This is a genomic window from Salinispora mooreana (assembly GCF_000379065.1).
Classification (GTDB): domain Bacteria; phylum Actinomycetota; class Actinomycetes; order Mycobacteriales; family Micromonosporaceae; genus Micromonospora; species Micromonospora mooreana.
In genome coordinates this window covers 3859504-3876032 of sequence record NZ_KB900614.1, presented here as the reverse complement: position 1 = coordinate 3876032, position 16529 = coordinate 3859504, and the positions used below count along the sequence as shown (strand labels likewise).

At 70.2% G+C, this 16529-nt stretch carries 17 protein-coding genes; 12 read left to right on the top strand and 5 right to left on the bottom strand.

Translation table 11 applies throughout. The features are described 5' to 3' along the window. Positions 1-274 precede the first annotated feature (274 nt). Positions 275-1498 (bottom strand): hypothetical protein, encoded by a 1224-nt coding sequence (locus SALPAC6_RS0118435; RefSeq protein WP_018254835.1) that lies wholly within the window; start codon positions 1496-1498, stop codon positions 275-277. Between the two features lie 317 nt (positions 1499-1815). Here SALPAC6_RS0118435 and dnaK point away from each other — a divergent pair, with 317 nt between their 5' ends. The 5 genes from dnaK (at position 1816) to SALPAC6_RS0118410 (ending at position 6569) form a co-directional block, all read left to right on the top strand. Continuing rightward, positions 1816-3657, top strand: a complete 1842-nt coding sequence (dnaK, locus tag SALPAC6_RS0118430; RefSeq protein WP_018254834.1) for a molecular chaperone DnaK — start codon at positions 1816-1818, stop codon at positions 3655-3657. 44 nt (positions 3658-3701) lie between these two features. Beyond that, entirely contained in the window at positions 3702-4535 is an 834-nt protein-coding gene (locus tag SALPAC6_RS0118425) for a nucleotide exchange factor GrpE (protein ID WP_018254833.1), read from the top strand. Between the two features lie 81 nt (positions 4536-4616). Next, the gene (gene dnaJ, locus SALPAC6_RS0118420) at positions 4617-5789 is read left to right on the top strand and encodes a molecular chaperone DnaJ (RefSeq protein WP_018254832.1); all 1173 of its coding nucleotides are present in this window, start codon (positions 4617-4619) and stop codon (positions 5787-5789) included. A 43-nt stretch (positions 5790-5832) separates the two neighbouring features. Next, a complete protein-coding gene (locus tag SALPAC6_RS0118415) occupies positions 5833-6273 on the top strand; it encodes a heat shock protein transcriptional repressor HspR (RefSeq protein ID WP_018254831.1) in 441 nt (146 codons plus the stop codon). A gap of 101 nt (positions 6274-6374) precedes the next feature. Beyond that, positions 6375-6569, top strand: a complete 195-nt coding sequence (locus SALPAC6_RS0118410; RefSeq protein ID WP_018254830.1) for a hypothetical protein — start codon at positions 6375-6377, stop codon at positions 6567-6569. Between the two features lie 57 nt (positions 6570-6626). Here SALPAC6_RS0118410 and SALPAC6_RS0118405 read toward each other — a convergent pair whose 3' ends face one another. The 3 genes from SALPAC6_RS0118405 to SALPAC6_RS0118395 form a co-directional block, all read right to left on the bottom strand. Further along, complete coding sequence (locus SALPAC6_RS0118405) at positions 6627-7058, bottom strand: hypothetical protein (protein WP_018254829.1); 432 nt, start codon at positions 7056-7058, stop codon at positions 6627-6629. A 174-nt stretch (positions 7059-7232) separates the two neighbouring features. Continuing rightward, positions 7233-8438 (bottom strand): cation:proton antiporter, encoded by a 1206-nt coding sequence (locus SALPAC6_RS0118400; RefSeq protein ID WP_018254828.1) that lies wholly within the window; start codon positions 8436-8438, stop codon positions 7233-7235. 5 nt (positions 8439-8443) lie between these two features. Further along, positions 8444-8944, bottom strand: coding sequence for a cation:proton antiporter regulatory subunit (locus SALPAC6_RS0118395; protein WP_018254827.1), 501 nt, complete (start codon positions 8942-8944; stop codon positions 8444-8446). Between the two features lie 168 nt (positions 8945-9112). Here SALPAC6_RS0118395 and clpB point away from each other — a divergent pair, with 168 nt between their 5' ends. From clpB to SALPAC6_RS0118360, 7 genes are all read left to right on the top strand, one after another. Beyond that, positions 9113-11704, top strand: a complete 2592-nt coding sequence (gene clpB / locus SALPAC6_RS0118390) for an ATP-dependent chaperone ClpB (protein ID WP_018254826.1) — start codon at positions 9113-9115, stop codon at positions 11702-11704. Positions 11705-11799: 95 nt separating this feature from the next. After that, positions 11800-12426 (top strand): DUF4178 domain-containing protein, encoded by a 627-nt coding sequence (locus tag SALPAC6_RS0118385; RefSeq protein WP_018254825.1) that lies wholly within the window; start codon positions 11800-11802, stop codon positions 12424-12426. After that, complete coding sequence (locus SALPAC6_RS0118380; RefSeq protein WP_018254824.1) at positions 12427-12933, top strand: DUF2617 family protein; 507 nt, start codon at positions 12427-12429, stop codon at positions 12931-12933. Beyond that, the gene (locus SALPAC6_RS0118375) at positions 12930-13355 is read left to right on the top strand and encodes a DUF4247 domain-containing protein (RefSeq protein WP_018254823.1); all 426 of its coding nucleotides are present in this window, start codon (positions 12930-12932) and stop codon (positions 13353-13355) included. The genes SALPAC6_RS0118380 and SALPAC6_RS0118375 overlap by 4 nt, the downstream gene beginning before the upstream one ends. A 39-nt stretch (positions 13356-13394) precedes the next feature. Next, positions 13395-13817, top strand: a complete 423-nt coding sequence (locus SALPAC6_RS0118370; protein ID WP_080636164.1) for a DUF350 domain-containing protein — start codon at positions 13395-13397, stop codon at positions 13815-13817. 47 nt (positions 13818-13864) lie between these two features. Next, a complete protein-coding gene (locus SALPAC6_RS0118365) occupies positions 13865-14596 on the top strand; it encodes a hypothetical protein (protein WP_018254821.1) in 732 nt (243 codons plus the stop codon). Further along, positions 14593-16152 carry a polyamine aminopropyltransferase gene (locus SALPAC6_RS0118360; protein WP_020493602.1) on the top strand — a complete coding sequence of 520 codons (1560 nt, stop codon included), beginning with the start codon at positions 14593-14595 and terminating at the stop codon, positions 16150-16152. Before SALPAC6_RS0118365 ends, SALPAC6_RS0118360 begins: the two co-directional genes overlap by 4 nt. Here the strand turns inward: SALPAC6_RS0118360 and SALPAC6_RS26270 are convergent. Beyond that, on the bottom strand, positions 16079-16468 hold the full coding sequence (locus tag SALPAC6_RS26270; RefSeq protein ID WP_033774471.1) for a transposase family protein: 390 nt from the start codon (positions 16466-16468) through the stop codon (positions 16079-16081). The two genes, SALPAC6_RS0118360 and SALPAC6_RS26270, sit on opposite strands and share 74 nt — an antisense overlap. Positions 16469-16529: the final 61 nt, after the last annotated feature.

Genomic DNA, 16529 nt, shown 5'->3' with positions numbered 1-16529 from the left:
CGATAACTTCGTATAATGTATGCTATACGAAGTTATACACTCTTTCCCTACTCCGTCGGTGCGGGATGAAAGTGAACCAGACACGATCCCGGGGCGATATCCGCTGAAACCGGGTAGGCCTATGTCCACCGATATGTTTTCTTTCTAGGTCGGGTCGGGCATCTCGCGCTACCGAGGTCGAGGCGCGAATCGGCCATTACCGGCCCGAAGATGAAGCAAACGTCCAGTGAGGGCCGGTGCGCTGCGGGTCCTTCGTTAGTGCTATGGGCGGAGTTCAGGATCCTTCGTCGGTGAGATGGTGTCGGTTCGCCTCGATCCAGGCGTCGAGTGCGGCCGGGTCGTCCGGGTTGACGCCGTCCGCGAGCAACTGGGCGACCGCCGCGGTCGCCGGGCTGCGCCGCTCGCCGGTGCTGTAGAGGCGGGCGAATTCCGGCACCATCTCATCAATAGCGATGTTGGTGCGGGCCGTCGCCGATGCCGACAGCCCCCGCTTACGGCCCGCATACGCCGCCCAACCCCGCAGTACCCGGGGTAGCAGCGCCGCGTCGTCCATGTCCAGTACGGCCCGCCGGTGCACCCAGTCCAGCAGGAACAGCCCGGCGACCGTCGGGCTCCACCGCAGCGGGTCGGGGTCGGTGAAGGTGGCGGTGTGATCCAGCAGCAGCCCGAGGCAGAAGTGCAGGGAGGCCAGCTGATCGTCGTCGAGGGAGTCCAGCCCGAACTGGGTGGCCTCCGGTGCGGCGAGGAAGCGCCGGATCAGGTCCGTCCGCTCCGCCGCGGTGAGCGGATCCATCGGCTGCGGTGTTGCTGCCGCCCGGCTGGTCGGCAACAACGCGAGCCGGGCTCCGACCAAGGCGCGGTCGGTGGCGAGGGACCCTTCTCCGGGCAGCTCGCTGAGCTTGTCGGTGATGGCCAGGTGCCGGCTCACCTCGGTGTGCATGGCGGCTGGTGTCTCGTCCCGGAACCAGGTCAGCTCGTCCTCGGCGCACATCTGGCGGATCTGGTCGAGGACCCGGGCCGGCGGGCCACCGACGAAGATGTCCTTGGTGATGCCGATGTTGTGGTCCACGAGTGCCACCAGGGCGTGTTCCGGTCCGCCCGCCGGGTCGTCGTAGGCGAAGGTCGCCAGGTAAGAGGTCTGGTCGCCGAAGACGTCCCCGTACGCCCAGCAGCCGGTGAGGTGGACCCGGCCGAGCTGCCCTGACCAGGCGGGTGCGGCGGCGCCCGGCCGGACCCGGTCGGCCCCGGCCGCGTCCGGCACCAACGCGGCGAAGACCGAGCGGATGGTGGTGGCCGCCGCGGCCCGGCGGCGGGAGGTGGCGGCGAGGAAGTCGCCGACGAAGGCGCGGACGGCGTCGTCCCGGCGGGCCTCGGCGACCGCATAGACGCTGCCCAGCAGCGCCGCGCCGAGCCGCTCGGCGTCCAGTGCGTTGTCGAGCTGGGCCACGTCTCGGGCCGCATGAAGCACCGCGTCGTAGGGGGTCTGCGCAGTTCCCATCCACCGACCCTACGCTGCGGTCCGCCCGCCGTGGCACCGGAAGCGGCCGGGCGTCCCACCACCCTCCGACGGGTTGTTGTGCTCGCCCGGGAAGATGCCGTCAACCACCCCGTGCGGCGGCCGTCGAGGGGGCGGCGCCGGGGCGACAGGTCGGGCGACCGTACGGCGACGAAAGGTGACTTGCGTCAGGTACGCTCAACCCCGACTTGACGATCGTCGGCGACATGGCAATATTGAGTCCAGCCCACTCAACTTGTCTGGGGCGCGCTGCGGCGGCGCCCGTCAACGGCTCAATCGAACGAAGCGAGGAAGCGAAGATGGCACGTGCGGTCGGCATCGACCTCGGCACGACGAACTCCTGCGTCAGCGTCCTGGAGGGCGGTGAGCCCACCGTGATCGCCAACGCCGAGGGCTCGCGGACGACCCCGTCGATCGTCGCCTTCGCCCGAAACGGCGAGGTGCTCGTCGGTGAGGTCGCCAAGCGGCAGGCGGTGACCAACCCGGACCGGACGATCCGGTCGGTCAAGCGGGAGATCGGCACCGGCTGGTTCGTCGACATCGACGACAAGAAGTACACGCCGCAGGAGATCTCGGCCCGGACGCTGATGAAGCTCAAGCGGGACGCCGAGGCGTACCTGGGCGAGCAGATCACCGACGCGGTGATCACCGTTCCGGCCTACTTCAACGACGGCCAGCGGCAGGCCACCAAGGAGGCCGGTGAGATCGCCGGCTTCAACGTGCTGCGGATCGTCAACGAGCCGACCGCGGCCGCCCTGGCCTACGGGCTGGACAAGGGCTCCAAGGAGCAGACCGTCCTGGTCTTCGACCTCGGTGGCGGCACCTTCGACGTGTCGCTGCTGGAGCTGGCCGAGGGCGTCATCGAGGTCAAGTCGACCAGCGGCGACAACCTCCTCGGCGGGGACGACTGGGACCAGCGGATCATCGACCACCTGGTCAAGACCTTCAACGGTGAGCACGGCATCGACCTGGCCCAGGACAAGATGGCGATGCAGCGCCTCAAGGAGGCGGCGGAGAAGGCCAAGATCGAGCTGTCCGCCGCCGCCACCAGCAACATCAACCTGCCGTACATCACCGCTGGCGCCGCCGGCCCGCTGCACCTCGACGTGACGATCACCCGCGCCGAGTTCCAGCGGATGACGCAGGACCTGCTGGACCGCTGCAAGGGCCCGTTCGAGCAGGCCGTCAAGGACGCCGGGATCAAGGTCGCCGACGTCGAACACGTCATCCTGGTCGGCGGCTCGACCCGGATGCCGGCCGTGACCGAGCTGGTCAAGCAGCTCACCGGCCGGGACCCGAACAAGGGCGTGAACCCGGACGAGGTCGTGGCCGTCGGTGCCGCCCTGCAGGCCGGTGTGCTCAAGGGCGAGGTCAAGGACGTCCTGCTGCTCGACGTGACTCCGCTGAGTCTCGGTATCGAGACCAAGGGGGGCATCTTCACCAAGCTGATCGAGCGCAACACCACCATCCCGACCAAGCGCTCCGAGGTCTTCACCACGGCTGACGACAACCAGCCGTCCGTGCTGATCCAGGTCTTCCAGGGCGAGCGGGAGATCGCCGCCTACAACAAGAAGCTCGGCACCTTCGAGCTGACCGGCCTGCCGCCGGCGCCGCGTGGCATGCCGCAGATCGAGGTCACCTTCGACATCGACGCCAACGGCATCGTGAACGTCCACGCGAAGGACACCGGCACCGGCAAGGAACAGAAGATGACGGTCACCGCTGGCTCCTCGCTGCCGAAGGAGGACATCGAGCGGATGCGTCGGGACGCCGAGGAGCACGCCGAGGAGGACAAGCAGCGGCGGGAGGAGGCGGAGACCCGCAACGTGGCCGAGGCGCTGCAGTGGCAGACCGAGAAGTTCCTCGCCGAGAGCGGCGACAAGCTGCCCACCGAGTCCCGGGACCAGATCAACGAGGCGCTTGGCGAGCTGCGCAGCGCCCTCGGCGGTCAGGACATCGAGAAGATCAAGTCTGCGCACGCGCAGCTTGCCCAGGTTTCCCAGCAGGCCGGTTCCCAGCTCTACACCCAGCAGCAGGGTGAACAGGCCGGTGCGGCCGGCGACCAGGCGGGCGCGCAGGCCGGCGGCCCGGATGACGTGGTCGACGCGGAGATCGTGGACGAGGACAAGGGCAAGAAGTGACCGTTCCCGGACACGGACTCCACGTACAGGGATGAGGTAGCCGCATGACGGACAAGCCACGAGCCACCGACCCGGACGCCACCGGGTCGGTGCCGGGTGGCTCCGCCTCCGCCGGCGAGGCCGGTGCGGAGCCGCGGGTCGTGATCCGTGACAATCGCAAGATCAGCGATGCCGCGGGTTCCGGCTCGGATGCTGCCGACGCGGAATCCACCTCGGACACGGCGAACACCGCCTCGGACGCGGCCGGTGCCGGCTCGGATCCGGCGAGCACCGGCGCGGCCGCCGCCGACGCCGGGTCGGACGTCCCGGCAGCAGGGCTGGTTGAGGAGGCGGATGTCGTGGTTGACGAGATCCAGGCCGAGACCACCGAGGGGGCATCCGCCAGCCCGCCGGTGGTGGATGCGCCGGCCGAGCCGGTTGACGCCGCCACGGCGACCTCACTCGGCGCGGAGCTGGAGGCGTTGCGGGCCGACCTGGACGAGCGGACTCGGGACCTCCAGCGGGTGACCGCGGAGTACGCCAACTACCGCAAGCGGGTCGACCGAGACCGGGCGCTCGTCACCGAGCAGGCCACCGGCTCGGTGCTCGCCGCGCTCCTGCCGATCCTCGACGACCTGGACCGGGCTCGTGAGCACGGCGACCTGGTGGGACCGTTCGGATCGGTGGCGGAGCAGCTCACCACCGCGCTCGGCAAGTTCGGGCTGACCCCGTTCGGTGCCGAGGGCGACCCGTTCGACCCGACCCAGCACGAGGCGGTGACGCACCAGACCTCGACCGAGGTCACGGAGCCGACCTGCGTACAGGTCATGCGACGGGGCTACCTGGTGGGGGAGCGGTTGCTACGGCCGGCGTTGGTCGGAGTCGCCGACCCGGAGTGAATGGGTGACACGACGGCATGATCGTCCCGCCCGCCCGACAGGGGCGGGCGGGACGATCACTCGACGGAAGGGGGCGGACCGGTGAGTTCCAAGGACTGGATCGAGAAGGACTACTACGCCGCCCTTGGAGTGGGCAAGGCCGCCTCCGCTGAGGATATCAAGAAGGCGTACCGGAAACTGGCGCGCGAGTCGCACCCGGATCGCAATCCTGGCGACGCGTCGGCCGAGGAGCGGTTCAAGGCGGCCTCCGAGGCGTACACGGTGCTCGGCGACGACGCGAAGCGTCGTCAGTACGACGAGATGCGTTCGTTGTTCGGCTCGGGCGCGTTTCGGCGTAACGCCCGTGGAGCGGGCCAGCCCGGCGGGGTGCCGTTCGATGTCGGCGACCTGTTCGGTGGCGCGGCCGGTGGTGACCGGCGGTTCAGCGGGTCCGGATTTCAGGACCTGTTCGGTTCGCTCTTTCCGGGTGGGGGTGGCGCCGCAGCGCGGGGCCCGGCGCGGGGACGGGACGTGGAGACCGAGGTCGCGCTCGACTTCGACGACGCGATTCGCGGGGTGACCCTGCCGCTGACGTTGCGGACGCCGGGAGTGTGTGACACCTGTCGCGGCGACGGGGCGAAGCCGGGTACGCAGCCGCGGGCCTGTCCGACCTGTCGCGGGGCCGGCGTGACCACCCGTAATCAGGGGTCGTTCAGCTTCTCTGAGCCCTGTACCGACTGCCAGGGCGTCGGCACGGTGGTGGACGAGAAGTGCCCGGAGTGCCAGGGCACCGGTGGCGTCACCAAGAACCGGACGTTGAACGTTCGGTTCCCGGCCGGGGTGGCCGACGGTCAGCGGATCCGGCTGGCGGGGCGGGGTGAGCCCGGGGCGCGGGGCGGGCCCGCCGGTGACCTGTTCATTCAGGTCAAGGTGAGTCCGGACGACCTGTTCGGACGAGCCGGCGAGGACCTGACGCTGACGGTGCCGATCACCTTTGCGGAGGCGGTACTCGGCACCGATCTCCGGGTACCCACCTTCGACGGCGCGGTAACGCTCCGGGTGCCTCCGGGTACGCCGAGCGGACGTGTCCTCCGGGCCCGGGGCAAGGGGGTGGTCCGTGCCGATGGACGGGCCGGCGATTTGTTGGTCACCCTTGAGGTGGTGGTGCCAGCGAAGCTGTCGGAGGAGGCGCGGGTGGCGTTGGAGACGTTCGTCGCCCAGACCCCGCCGGCTGCTCGGGAACATCTCGACGCGCGGGTGCGTCGGGGGAGCTGACCGGGCGGCGGGCTCGGTGGAGTGCACGCGGAGGTGAGCGGGGATGGCGGACAACTTCGTCGGTGCGGACGACCCTGCCTACGAGGCCAAGGTACTGATGATCTCGGTGGCTGCCCGGATGGCGGGCATGCACCCACAGACGCTGCGCCAGTACGACCGGCTCGGTCTGGTGCAGCCCGGCCGGGCGGCCGGGGGCGGTCGTCGGTACAGCGTCCGGGATGTGGTGCTGCTCCGCGAGGTGCAGCGGCTCAGCCAGGACGACGGCATCAACCTGGCCGGGGTGAAACGGATCATCGGGTTGGAGCGGCTGTTGGAGCAGGCGCAGCAGCGGGTGGCCCGGCTGGAGGTGGAGCTGGAGTCCGCGTACCGCCGGATCGCCGAGTTGGAGGCGGTAGCCCGCTTCCCCGGCAGCGACCTGGTGCCCGCCACCCGCACCTCCACCGCGTTGGTGGTCTGGCGTCCCCGCCGGAACCCGGAGCGGTGAGCCCGCGCCAGATTCGGGGTTCGGCCCCGCGGGGCGGCGGGGTCAGCTAATCTCAGGATCAGCTTCAAATGCATATAAATCGGACTCCGCTGGGAGGGGGCATGGCGGAATCAGCCAAGAGTCTCGCCCAGCAGGCGGAGGACAACCTCGAGCAGGTGGCCGAGGCGGTCCGAAAGCGGTTCGACGAGCTCACTGAGGGAAGGTTCAGCGACCGGATCAGGGAAGGACGGTTCGCGGATTCGGGTGACTCCGGCACTGACCAGGGGCACCCCGCGGACCAGCATCGGCGTCGCTGACCGAGCCGGTCGGCCGATGGACGGGCCGGGACCCACGGGGGGTCCCGGCCCATCCAGTCAGGGGAGGCGGCGGTTCTCCCGGACCAGTCCCCCCTCGCACCAGTCGCGGTAGACGAAGACGTCCGGTTGGGCCAGCAGGATCCGACTGTTCTGCGCCCACGTCCGCATCGGCTCGTCCCCCTCTCGTTCGGCCCGCTCCACCAGCTTCCAGAACCGCCGCTTCGGATGGGCCCGAAACCTCGTTCGGATCCCGTCCGCGGCATAGATGTAGAGACAGTGCAGCGCGAAGCGACGGGCCGGACAGGCCGGATCCATCGCCAGGTCGAAGAGGGTGGCTACCAGCCCGTTGCCGGCGACCAGGAGGTCCCAGTCCTGCGGCATGGCGGTCAGCGGCACCGAGTCGGGATGGTAGGCCCAGGCCCGTAGCTCCGCCGGTGACGGGTCAACCGGGTTCGTGAAGCCGTGGAACGTCGAATCCTGCCCGCTCACCGGCCAACCCTCCGCTCTCGACCTGGGCGATGGCCCCGTACCCCTCCCGCTGTTGGGCGGCAACGGTAACGCGAGCAACTCGGGGGCGGTAGTCCTCGCCGGGGCGGATTCGTGCTCCGACGGGCCGAGCCCGCCCGCCGGTGGCCCGCGCCGGGCAGGCCACCGGCGGGCGGATCAGTCCCCGACGGGCACCGGCTGGGCCTGCTGCTTTGCGGCGCGTTGCCGCAGCCAACTCTTGAACCAGTCGAGGTCGGGTACCCGGGCGAGCGTCGGTCCGACCACCACGGTGATCAACACGTACGCCGTGGCGAGCGCGGCCAGTTGCGGATCGACACTTCCGGCCGCCACCGCCAGCCCGGCGATGACGATGGAGAACTCTCCGCGCGGTACCAGGGTGAACCCGGTGCGCCAGCGGCCCGGCTCGGCAATGCCGGCCCGTCGGGCGGCGAGATATCCGGTGAGCGTCTTCGTGGCCATCGTCACCACCGCCAGCGCGAGCGCCGGCAGCAGCACCGGCGGGATGTCGCGCGGGTCGGTGACCAGCCCGAAGAAGAGGAAGAACACCGCGGCGAAGAGGTCCCGCAGCGGCGTCAGGAGTTCGGTGGCGTGGTGCGCGACCGGTCCGGAGATCGCGATGCCCACCAGGAACGCGCCGACCGCGGCCGAGACCTGGAGCTTCGCGGCCACCCCGGCGACCAGCAGGGTCAGGCCGAGCACGCCCAGGAGTAGCGCCTCCGGATCGCGGGCCGACATCACGTTCGAGATGGTCCGGCCATATCGGATCGCGACCACCAGCACGATCAGCACCGTGGCGACCGCGACGGCGAGCGCGGCGCCCCCGGCGACCAGCCCGGCCCCGGCCAGGACGGCGGTGAGCAGTGGCAGGTAGAAGGCCATCGCGAGGTCTTCGATGACCAGCACCGACAACACCACCGGGGTCTCCCGGTTGCCGAGCCGCCCCAGGTCGCTGAGGACCTTCGCGACCACGCCGGAGGAGGAGATCCAGGTGATTCCGGCGAGCACGATCGCAGCTACCCAGTCCCAGCCGAGCAGCAGTGCGAAGGCGGCGCCGGGCAACGCGTTGAGCAGCCCGTCGATCAGCCCGGCCGGCGCCGCGGCACGGAGGTTGCCGACCAACTCGCTGGCGGAGTATTCCAGGCCAAGCATGACCAGCAGGAGGATCACGCCGATTTCGGCGCCGATCGCGAAGAACTCCTCGCTGGCCTTGAACCCAAAAACTCCACCGTGCCCGAAGAGGAGCCCGGCGAGCAGGTAGAGGGGGATGGGGGAGAGCCCGATCCGTCGGCTGAGTCGGCCGAGGAGTCCGAGTAGGAACAGCAGCGCACCGACTTCGATGAGCAGTGTGGTGGTGTCGTGCATCCGCCTCAGCCGTCCGGGTCGCCGTCGGCGAGAATGGCGGTCACCCCGTCGAGGCCCTGTCGAGTCCCGACCACCACTACGACGTCACCGGCCGCGAACCGGAATGAGGGTTCTGGGGAGACGATCACCTCGCCGTGGCGGAGCACCGCCACGATCGAGGCGCCGGTGCGGGTGCGCGCCTTCGTGTCGCCGAGTTTGCGGCCCACGTACGCCGAGGCCGCGGGGATGGCGACCTGCTCGGTCAGCAGCCCGGCGGCCTGCTCCCGCAGCCCGGAGAGCTGGCCGAGCAGCAGCGACGCGCCGAGGATGTCGGCGAGCGCCTCGGCCTCGTCGTCGGTCAGTGGAATGTCGGCCTGGCAGGCGTCGGGATCGTCCGGGTCGTAGAGAACGAGGTCTCGCCGGCCATTGCGGTGGGAAACCACCCCGAGTCGCTGTCCGGACTCCGTCATCAGATCGTGGCGGACACCGATCCCCGGAAGGGCAGTCTGTTCGACACGTACTCGCACGTCGTCAAGGCTACCGTGCGCGCCGGGTCGAGATGATCGAGCGGGATGCGGGCCAGCATCAGTGGGGTATCAAACTAGTGACCTACTTCACACTGTCAAAGTTGAGCGGAACGGGCTCAACTTTGGCAGTGTCCATACCAGTGGACACGCCGACCCCCGGGGGAGCCCATGAACACCGAACGCCTCACCACGAAGAGCCGCGAGACCATCACTGGCGCCGTCACCCTCGCCGGTCAGCGCGGGCACGCCACTGTCGAGCCCTGGCACCTGCTGCTGTCCCTGCTGGACACCGCGGGATCAACCGCGGTCGGCCTGCTGCGTGCCACCGGAGCCGACCCCGACGACCTGCGCAGCGCCGCCCAGAAGGCGGTAGCTGCGCTGCCCGTCGCGCGTGGGTCCAGCGTCGTCGAACCGACCCTGGCCCGGGAGTTCGTGAACGCCATCGGCGCCGCCGAACAGATCGCCCGTCCGCTCGGCGACGAGTACACCTCGACCGAGCATCTCCTCGCTGGCCTGGCCCGGGTCGGTGGCGCGGTGTCGGCGGCGCTCCGGACCGCCGGGGCCACCGAGGAGGCCCTGGTGGCCTCGTTCCCGACCGTGCGGGGCGGGGACCGTCGGGTCACCAGCGCCGACCCGGAGCAGACCTACCAGGCCCTCGCGAAGTACGGCGTTGACCTGACCACCAGCGCCCGGGACGGCCGGATCGACCCGGTGATCGGCCGGGACACCGAGATTCGCCGGGTGATTCAGGTGCTGTCCCGACGGACGAAGAACAACCCGGTCCTGATCGGCGAGCCGGGCGTCGGCAAGACCGCGATCGTCGAGGGCCTGGCCCAGCGGATCGTCGCCGGTGACGTCCCCGAGTCGCTACGGGACAAGAAGCTGGTCTCCCTGGACCTCGGCGCGATGGTCGCCGGTGCGTCGTACCGGGGTCAGTTCGAGGAACGGCTGAAGTCCGTCCTTGAGGAGATCAAGAATTCGGATGGCCAGGTCATCACCTTCCTGGACGAACTGCACACCGTCGTCGGTGCCGGTAAGGGCGAGGGATCGATGGACGCCGGCAACATGCTCAAGCCCATGCTGGCCCGGGGCGAGCTGCGGATGGTCGGCGCGACCACCCTGGATGAGTACCGCGAGCACATCGAATCCGACCCGGCCCTGGAACGCCGCTTCCAGCCGGTGCTGGTCGGCGAGCCGACCATTGCCGACACCGTCGGCATCCTCCGGGGTCTCAAGGAGCGGTACGAGGTACACCACGGAGTGCGGATCACCGACGGTGCGCTGGTCGCCGCGGCCACCCTCTCCGACCGTTACATCACCGACCGGTTCCTGCCGGACAAGGCCATCGACCTGGTCGACGAGTCCGCGTCCCGGCTCCGGATGGAGATCGACTCGCGGCCGGTCGAGGTGGACGAGATCGAACGGGCGGTGCGCCGGCTCGAGATCGAGGAGATGGCGCTGGCGAAGGAGGCGGATGCCGCCTCCGTCGAGCGGCTGGAGCGGCTGTGCAAGGAACTGGCCGACAGCCGGGAGCAGCTCACTGCCCTTTCCGAGCGCTGGCAGACCGAAAAGCGGCACATCACCCGACTCTCGACGGCCAAAGAGGACCTGGAGCGGCTCAGCGGGGAGGCCGAGCGAGCCGAGCGCGACGGCGAGCTCGAGCGCGCCGCCGAGCTGCGGTACGGCCGTATCCCGGCACTCAAGGCCGACCTGACCCAGGCAGCGGAGGAGCTGGCCCGGCTCCAGGCGGACGGCGCGATGCTCAAGGAGGAGGTCGGCGCGGATGACATCGCTGCCGTGGTCGCCTCCTGGACCGGCATTCCCGCCGGCCGTCTCCTCGAGGGCGAGACGGCGAAGCTGCTGCGGATGGAGGAGTCGCTGGGGGAGCAGGTGGTCGGGCAGGCCCGCGCGGTGGGCGCCGTCGCCGACGCGGTCCGGCGGGCCCGCGCCGGCATCGCGGACCCGGACCGCCCGACCGGCAGCTTCCTCTTCCTCGGCCCGACCGGTGTCGGCAAGACCGAGTTGGCCAAGGCGCTCGCGGGGTTCCTCTTCGACGACGAGCGGGCGATGGTGCGAATCGACATGAGCGAGTACGGCGAGAAGCACTCCGTCGCCCGCCTCGTCGGTGCCCCACCCGGCTACGTCGGGTACGAGGAGGGCGGCCAGCTCACCGAGGCGGTACGTCGTCGGCCGTACTCGGTGATCCTGCTCGACGAGGTGGAGAAGGCCCACCCGGACGTCTTCGATCTCCTCCTCCAGGTGCTCGACGACGGCCGGCTCACCGACGGCCAGGGCCGGACGGTGGACTTCCGCAACGCCATTCTGATCCTCACCTCCAACCTCGGCTCGTCGGTGGTGGGTGACCTCACCGTGGCGGAGGAGCAGCGCCGCGAGGGCGTCCTGGCGGTGGTCCGGTCGCACTTCAAGCCGGAGTTCCTCAACCGCCTCGACGACACCGTGGTCTTCGCCGCACTCCGGGGCGAGCAGCTTCGGGCCATCGTGGACATCCAGCTCAACCAGATGCGCCGCCGGCTCGCCGACCGCCGGTTGGGCCTGGAGATCACCGAGCCGGCCCGGGAGTGGCTCGCCGAGCACGGCTACGACCCGATCTACGGTGCCCGCCCACTGCGTCGCCTGGTGCAGACCGCCATCGGGGACCAGCTGGCGAAGGCCCTGCTGGCCGGCCAGGTCCGCGACGGTGACACCGTCCGGGTGGGCCTGACAGACGGCAGGGACGCGCTCACCGTGACCGCCGCCTAGGCACCCTTCGTCGCGCGGGTGCGGGTGTTTGCCAACTCCGCCGAGGTGCACCGGGTTGTTATCGTCACCGATCGACATACCTGGGGAGGTGGCCGGTGGACGGGTCGGTGACATATCTGCTGGCAACGGTGGGCTGCCTGGCGGTGGCGGCCGGGATGGTGGCCGTCGCGTGGGCCCAGCGCCGGGCCAGTGGCCGTCCACCCGGTGCGCCGGTCGTCGAAGACCCGCTGCGCGATCGCGACGCGGATGCCCTTCGGGGTGACCCGCGGCGTCTCAAGCCCGGGGACCTCGTCGAGGTCCCCGGTGGCGTGACATACGCGGTGCGCGGCTCCGTCCGGCTGGTGGAAGGTGCGTGGAGCTGGACGGAACACCTGCTCGACGACACGGACGGCACTCGGCGCTGGCTGTCCGTTGAGGAGGATCCAGAGCTGGAACTCGTGCTCTGGGCGGCCGAACCCGGCACAACGATCACTCCGGGGGCCCCGACCATCGACTTCGCCGGCCGCCGCTACCGCTGGAACGAGTCCGGCCAGGCCCGCTACACCGCGGTCGGCACCACCACGCTCGACCCGAGTGGCACCCTGCGCTACCACGACTATCAGGCATCCGGTGGGGAGCGGCTGTCGTTCGAGGCGTACGGCGAGGCGGGCTGGGAGGTGGCCCGGGGTGAGCAGCTGCACCGCTCCGAGGTGATGATCTATCCGCGGGACGAGGTGGCCTGAGTGCTCGTCACCCTGGTCGCCCCCTACGTCGACACCTGCGCCGCCGACCTCAGCCTGGCGCTCGACGACGCCCCGCGCCCCGCGCTGCACGCACTCCAGGTCGACCTGCCCGGTGTGGCCCAGGTGCGGCTGTGCCTGCTCGGCGCCTCACACCAGGTGGTGCTGCGCGCCCCGGGCACCGCGCTGACCGAGACGGTGGCGTGCCTGCCCGGCCGCTGCCCCGACCTGCCCGCCCGGGCCCACGACGAGTCCACCGGCTACCGGTTCACCGCCACCGTGCTGCGCCCGGGCGATGAGGGCCTGCGGGAACGGGTGGCGGCGCTCCGCGCCGACCTGGCGGATGACCCGTACGCCCTGGTCGGTGTCTTCCCCGGCGACGGTGACGCGGTGACCGCGATGGCGGTGCGTCCGGGCCGGTCGGGCGGCGCCCTCGGCTGGCGTACCTGGCACGCGTACCCGCAGACCAGGGAACTGGTCCTGACCGAAACGGTGGTGACTCCGCGGTGACGTACCGGCGCTGGTTTGTGGTGGGGACGGCGTTCGCCCTCCTCGGCGTGTTGGTCGTGACCATCGCCATCAGATCCGGCAGTTTCTCCCCGCGCGGCTTCGTCGAGGACCACTACCAGCGGGCGGCCGCGCACGACCTCGGTAGCGAGGCGCTGGCCTACAGCTCGACCCAACAGCCGAGCCAGGTGGCCCGGGAGCTCACCGACGCCTGGCAGCCGGCGGACCAGTACATCGACAGCACCGGCGTCTACCTGCGCTACGACACAGACTCGGTGGTGATCCGGCCGGTCGCCGCGGGCTCACTGATCCTCCTGGAACGGCTCACCACCGCATATCCGCGCTACCACTCTCAGGTCGGAAGTCACTGGGGCTGGGGTCGGGGCAACACCGTCCGGGGTGGTGGCCCGGGCAGTGGCAAATAGCACCTCTACCGACCGAACCAACCCTGGAGCGCCCCTGTGTTGCAGACCCTCGTCACTGACCTGCTGCTCACCCTCGCCTACGGAGTGGTCGGGATCGCTCTCATGGGCGTCGGCTACGGTCTGGTTGACCTGGCCACCCCGGGCCGGCTCAATCAGCTGATCTGGAACGAACGCAACCGCAACGCCGCGCTCCTGCTCACCTCGAACCTGCTCAGCGTCGGCACCATCGTGGTTGCCGCGATCGTCGCCAGCGAGGACGACTTCCTCGTCGGCCTGATCGGGGCGGCGTCCTACGGGTTCCTGGGCCTGGTCGTCATGGCAGCCGCGTTCCTGCTGCTGGATCTCGCCACCCCCGGGCGGCTCGGCGAGATCCTCGTTGACCCGGAGCCGCACCCCGCGGTGTGGGTGACCGCCGCCATCCACCTCGCTGCCGGCGCGATCATCGCCGCCGCAATCAGCTGATGGCCCCGGGAGCGCAGCCGCGAGCAGCCGCCGGGCAGAGCGGGAGGGTGTGGGGTGGCATCGCCGTGGCGGTTGTCCTCGCCACTGCGGTCGCCGCCGTCGCCCTGACCGAGGAGAACAGCTTGGTCGTACCGCCGCCCACCGCCACCGAACAGAACGACACGGTGGCCCTGCTGCGCGACGCCGCCGAGCAGCAGGACATCTGCTACGGCTGGGAGCTCGAGCAGTGGGACGGGGAGATTGTCAGCGCCGGATCGAACCTCGGTGCCGGCATCTCGGTGGTGGGCCACCCGCAGTGCCCCCGTTGGCTGCGGGTCGCCGCGACCGTCGAATACACCCCGGAGAGCAGCGAGGTCGAGGACTTCGCCGCGGTGGCGGTCGAGGGGTCGTCCGAATTCACCTACGACCACCTCCTCGGTCTGGCGGCTGGCTTGTCCCGGTTCGGCCTCGATGAAGCGGCCTTCCTCCAGGAGCCCGGCTGGGCGGTGACGCGGGCCGCGGTGAGTCTTCCACTCCTTGTCGTCGAACGTGGGGTGGCCAGTCCGGAGCCGTTGGTCACCAGCGCGCCCGTCGCGGCGCCGAGCCCGCCGCCGGCAGCCGGCAGCGACCTGTGGCGGGAACGTTCCGGCTGGCTGATCGGGGCCACCGGGATGATGCTGATCGGCGTGCTGCTGGTCGCGGTCGGCCTGGTTCAGTGGCGTCGGCGGCGCGGCGAGGCGGCGGGTGCGGACGGGCGTGGCGAGGGCACGGCCGCGGCGCGGACGGTGGAGCGGGCGTGACGGTGGACGCGCCGCTCCGGTGGCGGCAGGCTCGCGCCGCCGTGCTGGCCGCGGTGTTCGTCTGTGCGGCCTGCGGCCTCGTCTACGAGCTGGCCCTGGTCGCGCTCGGCAGCTACCTGATCGGTGACACGGTCGGGCAGGCGTCGATCGTGCTTGGGGTCATGGTCTTCGCGATGGGTGTGGGAGCCCTCGCCGCGAAGCCGTTGCAGTCGCGGGCCGCCGCCGCTTTCGCCGCGATCGAGCTGGCCCTGGCGCTGCTCGGTGGCCTGTCGGTACTCGGCCTCTACGCGGCGTTTGCCTGGCTGAACCTGTATATGCCGGCGCTGGTCGGCACCGCCTTCGTCCTCGGACTGTTGATCGGCGCGGAGATCCCACTGCTGATGGTGCTGCTGCAACGGATCCGCCAGCAGGCGGCCGGCAGTGCGGTAGCGGACCTGTTCGCCGCCGACTATGTTGGCGCCCTCCTCGGCGGCCTGGCCTTCCCGTTCCTGCTGCTGCCGCTCTTCGGCCAGCTCAAGGGCGCGCTGGTGGTCGGCGCGGTGAACGCCGTCGCCGGCCTGGCGTTGGTCTTCACCGTCTTTCGGCGGGAGCTCAGCGGCCGAGCGCGAACGGCACTGACCGCCGGCTCCGTGCTGGTCGCCGTCTGCCTCGGGTACGCGTGGCTGACCGCCCATGACTTCGAGGTGACCGCCCGTCAGCAGCTCTATCGCGATCCGGTGGTGCATGCGGAGCGCAGCCGCTACCAGGAGATCGTCCTCACCCGGTCGGTCGCCGAGCCCGGGGGCGGGACCGACCTGCGCCTCTTCCTCAACGGGGATCTCCAGTTCAGCTCGGTCGACGAATATCGATACCATGAGGCGCTGGTGCATCCCGCGCTCGCTGGTGCGCGTGGTGAGGTGCTCGTGCTCGGCGCCGGAGATGGGCTCGCGGTTCGGGAACTGCTGCGCTACCCGGATGTCGATCGGATCACCGTGGTTGACCTGGATTCGGCGGTGGTGGCGTTGGCCCGCACCGAGTCGCGGCTGCGGCAGCTCAACGGCGGTTCGCTCGACGACCCCCGAGTACGGGTTCTCCATGCCGACGCGTTCGGGTGGCTGCGCTCCACCACCGAGCAGTTTGACGTGGTGATTGCCGACTTGCCCGACCCGGACGAGACGGCTACCGCGAAGCTCTACTCCGTGGAGTTCTACACGTTGGTCCGCAACGCGCTGGCCGCCGAGGGCCGACTGGTGGTGCAGGCCGGTTCTCCGTACTTCGCGCCCCGGTCGTATTGGTCCATTGAGGCGTCGCTGCAGGAGGCCGGATTCGCGACCACGCCGTATCATGTGGACATTCCTTCCTTCGGTGACTGGGGCTTCCTGCTCGCCGCGGCCGATGAGCTCCCGCCAATGCTGACCCTGCCGAGAGACGCGCCAGCGCTGCGTTTTCTGGATGCGGCGACGCTGGCCGCCGCCGAGGTCTTCCCGCCGGACCGGCGCCGGGTCAACGTGCCGGCGTCCACGCTGTTGCAACCCCGAGTGCTCGAATACGCGCGTGCCGAATGGCGCGGGTACTGAAGCCGCGTCGGGCGTCGGGGATCACGTGGGACCAGCCGTAGGCCGCGGCCCGACGCAGAGCGGTGTGCAGGTCGCGGGCCTGGGTGGCGAGGACCATGATGCCTTCGTCGCGGTAGCGGTGGGCAGTCGCCCTGGAGATGCCGAAGCCGGCGGCGAGCAGGGTCAAGTCCTCGGCCCCGCGGAACCGGACGAGCATCATCAGCGCCTGGTGGTAGCAGGTCAACGCCCGGGTGCCAGGGCGGGTACCGCAGGCCTGTCCCTGTGCGTACAGCAGACGCGCGAGGTGCCGCACGAGTTCCCTCGGGACGTCAACCATGGCACGATAGGCAATCACGTGGAGCCCGCAAAGATGTGTTTCTGTCGCAAGGACGTGTCTA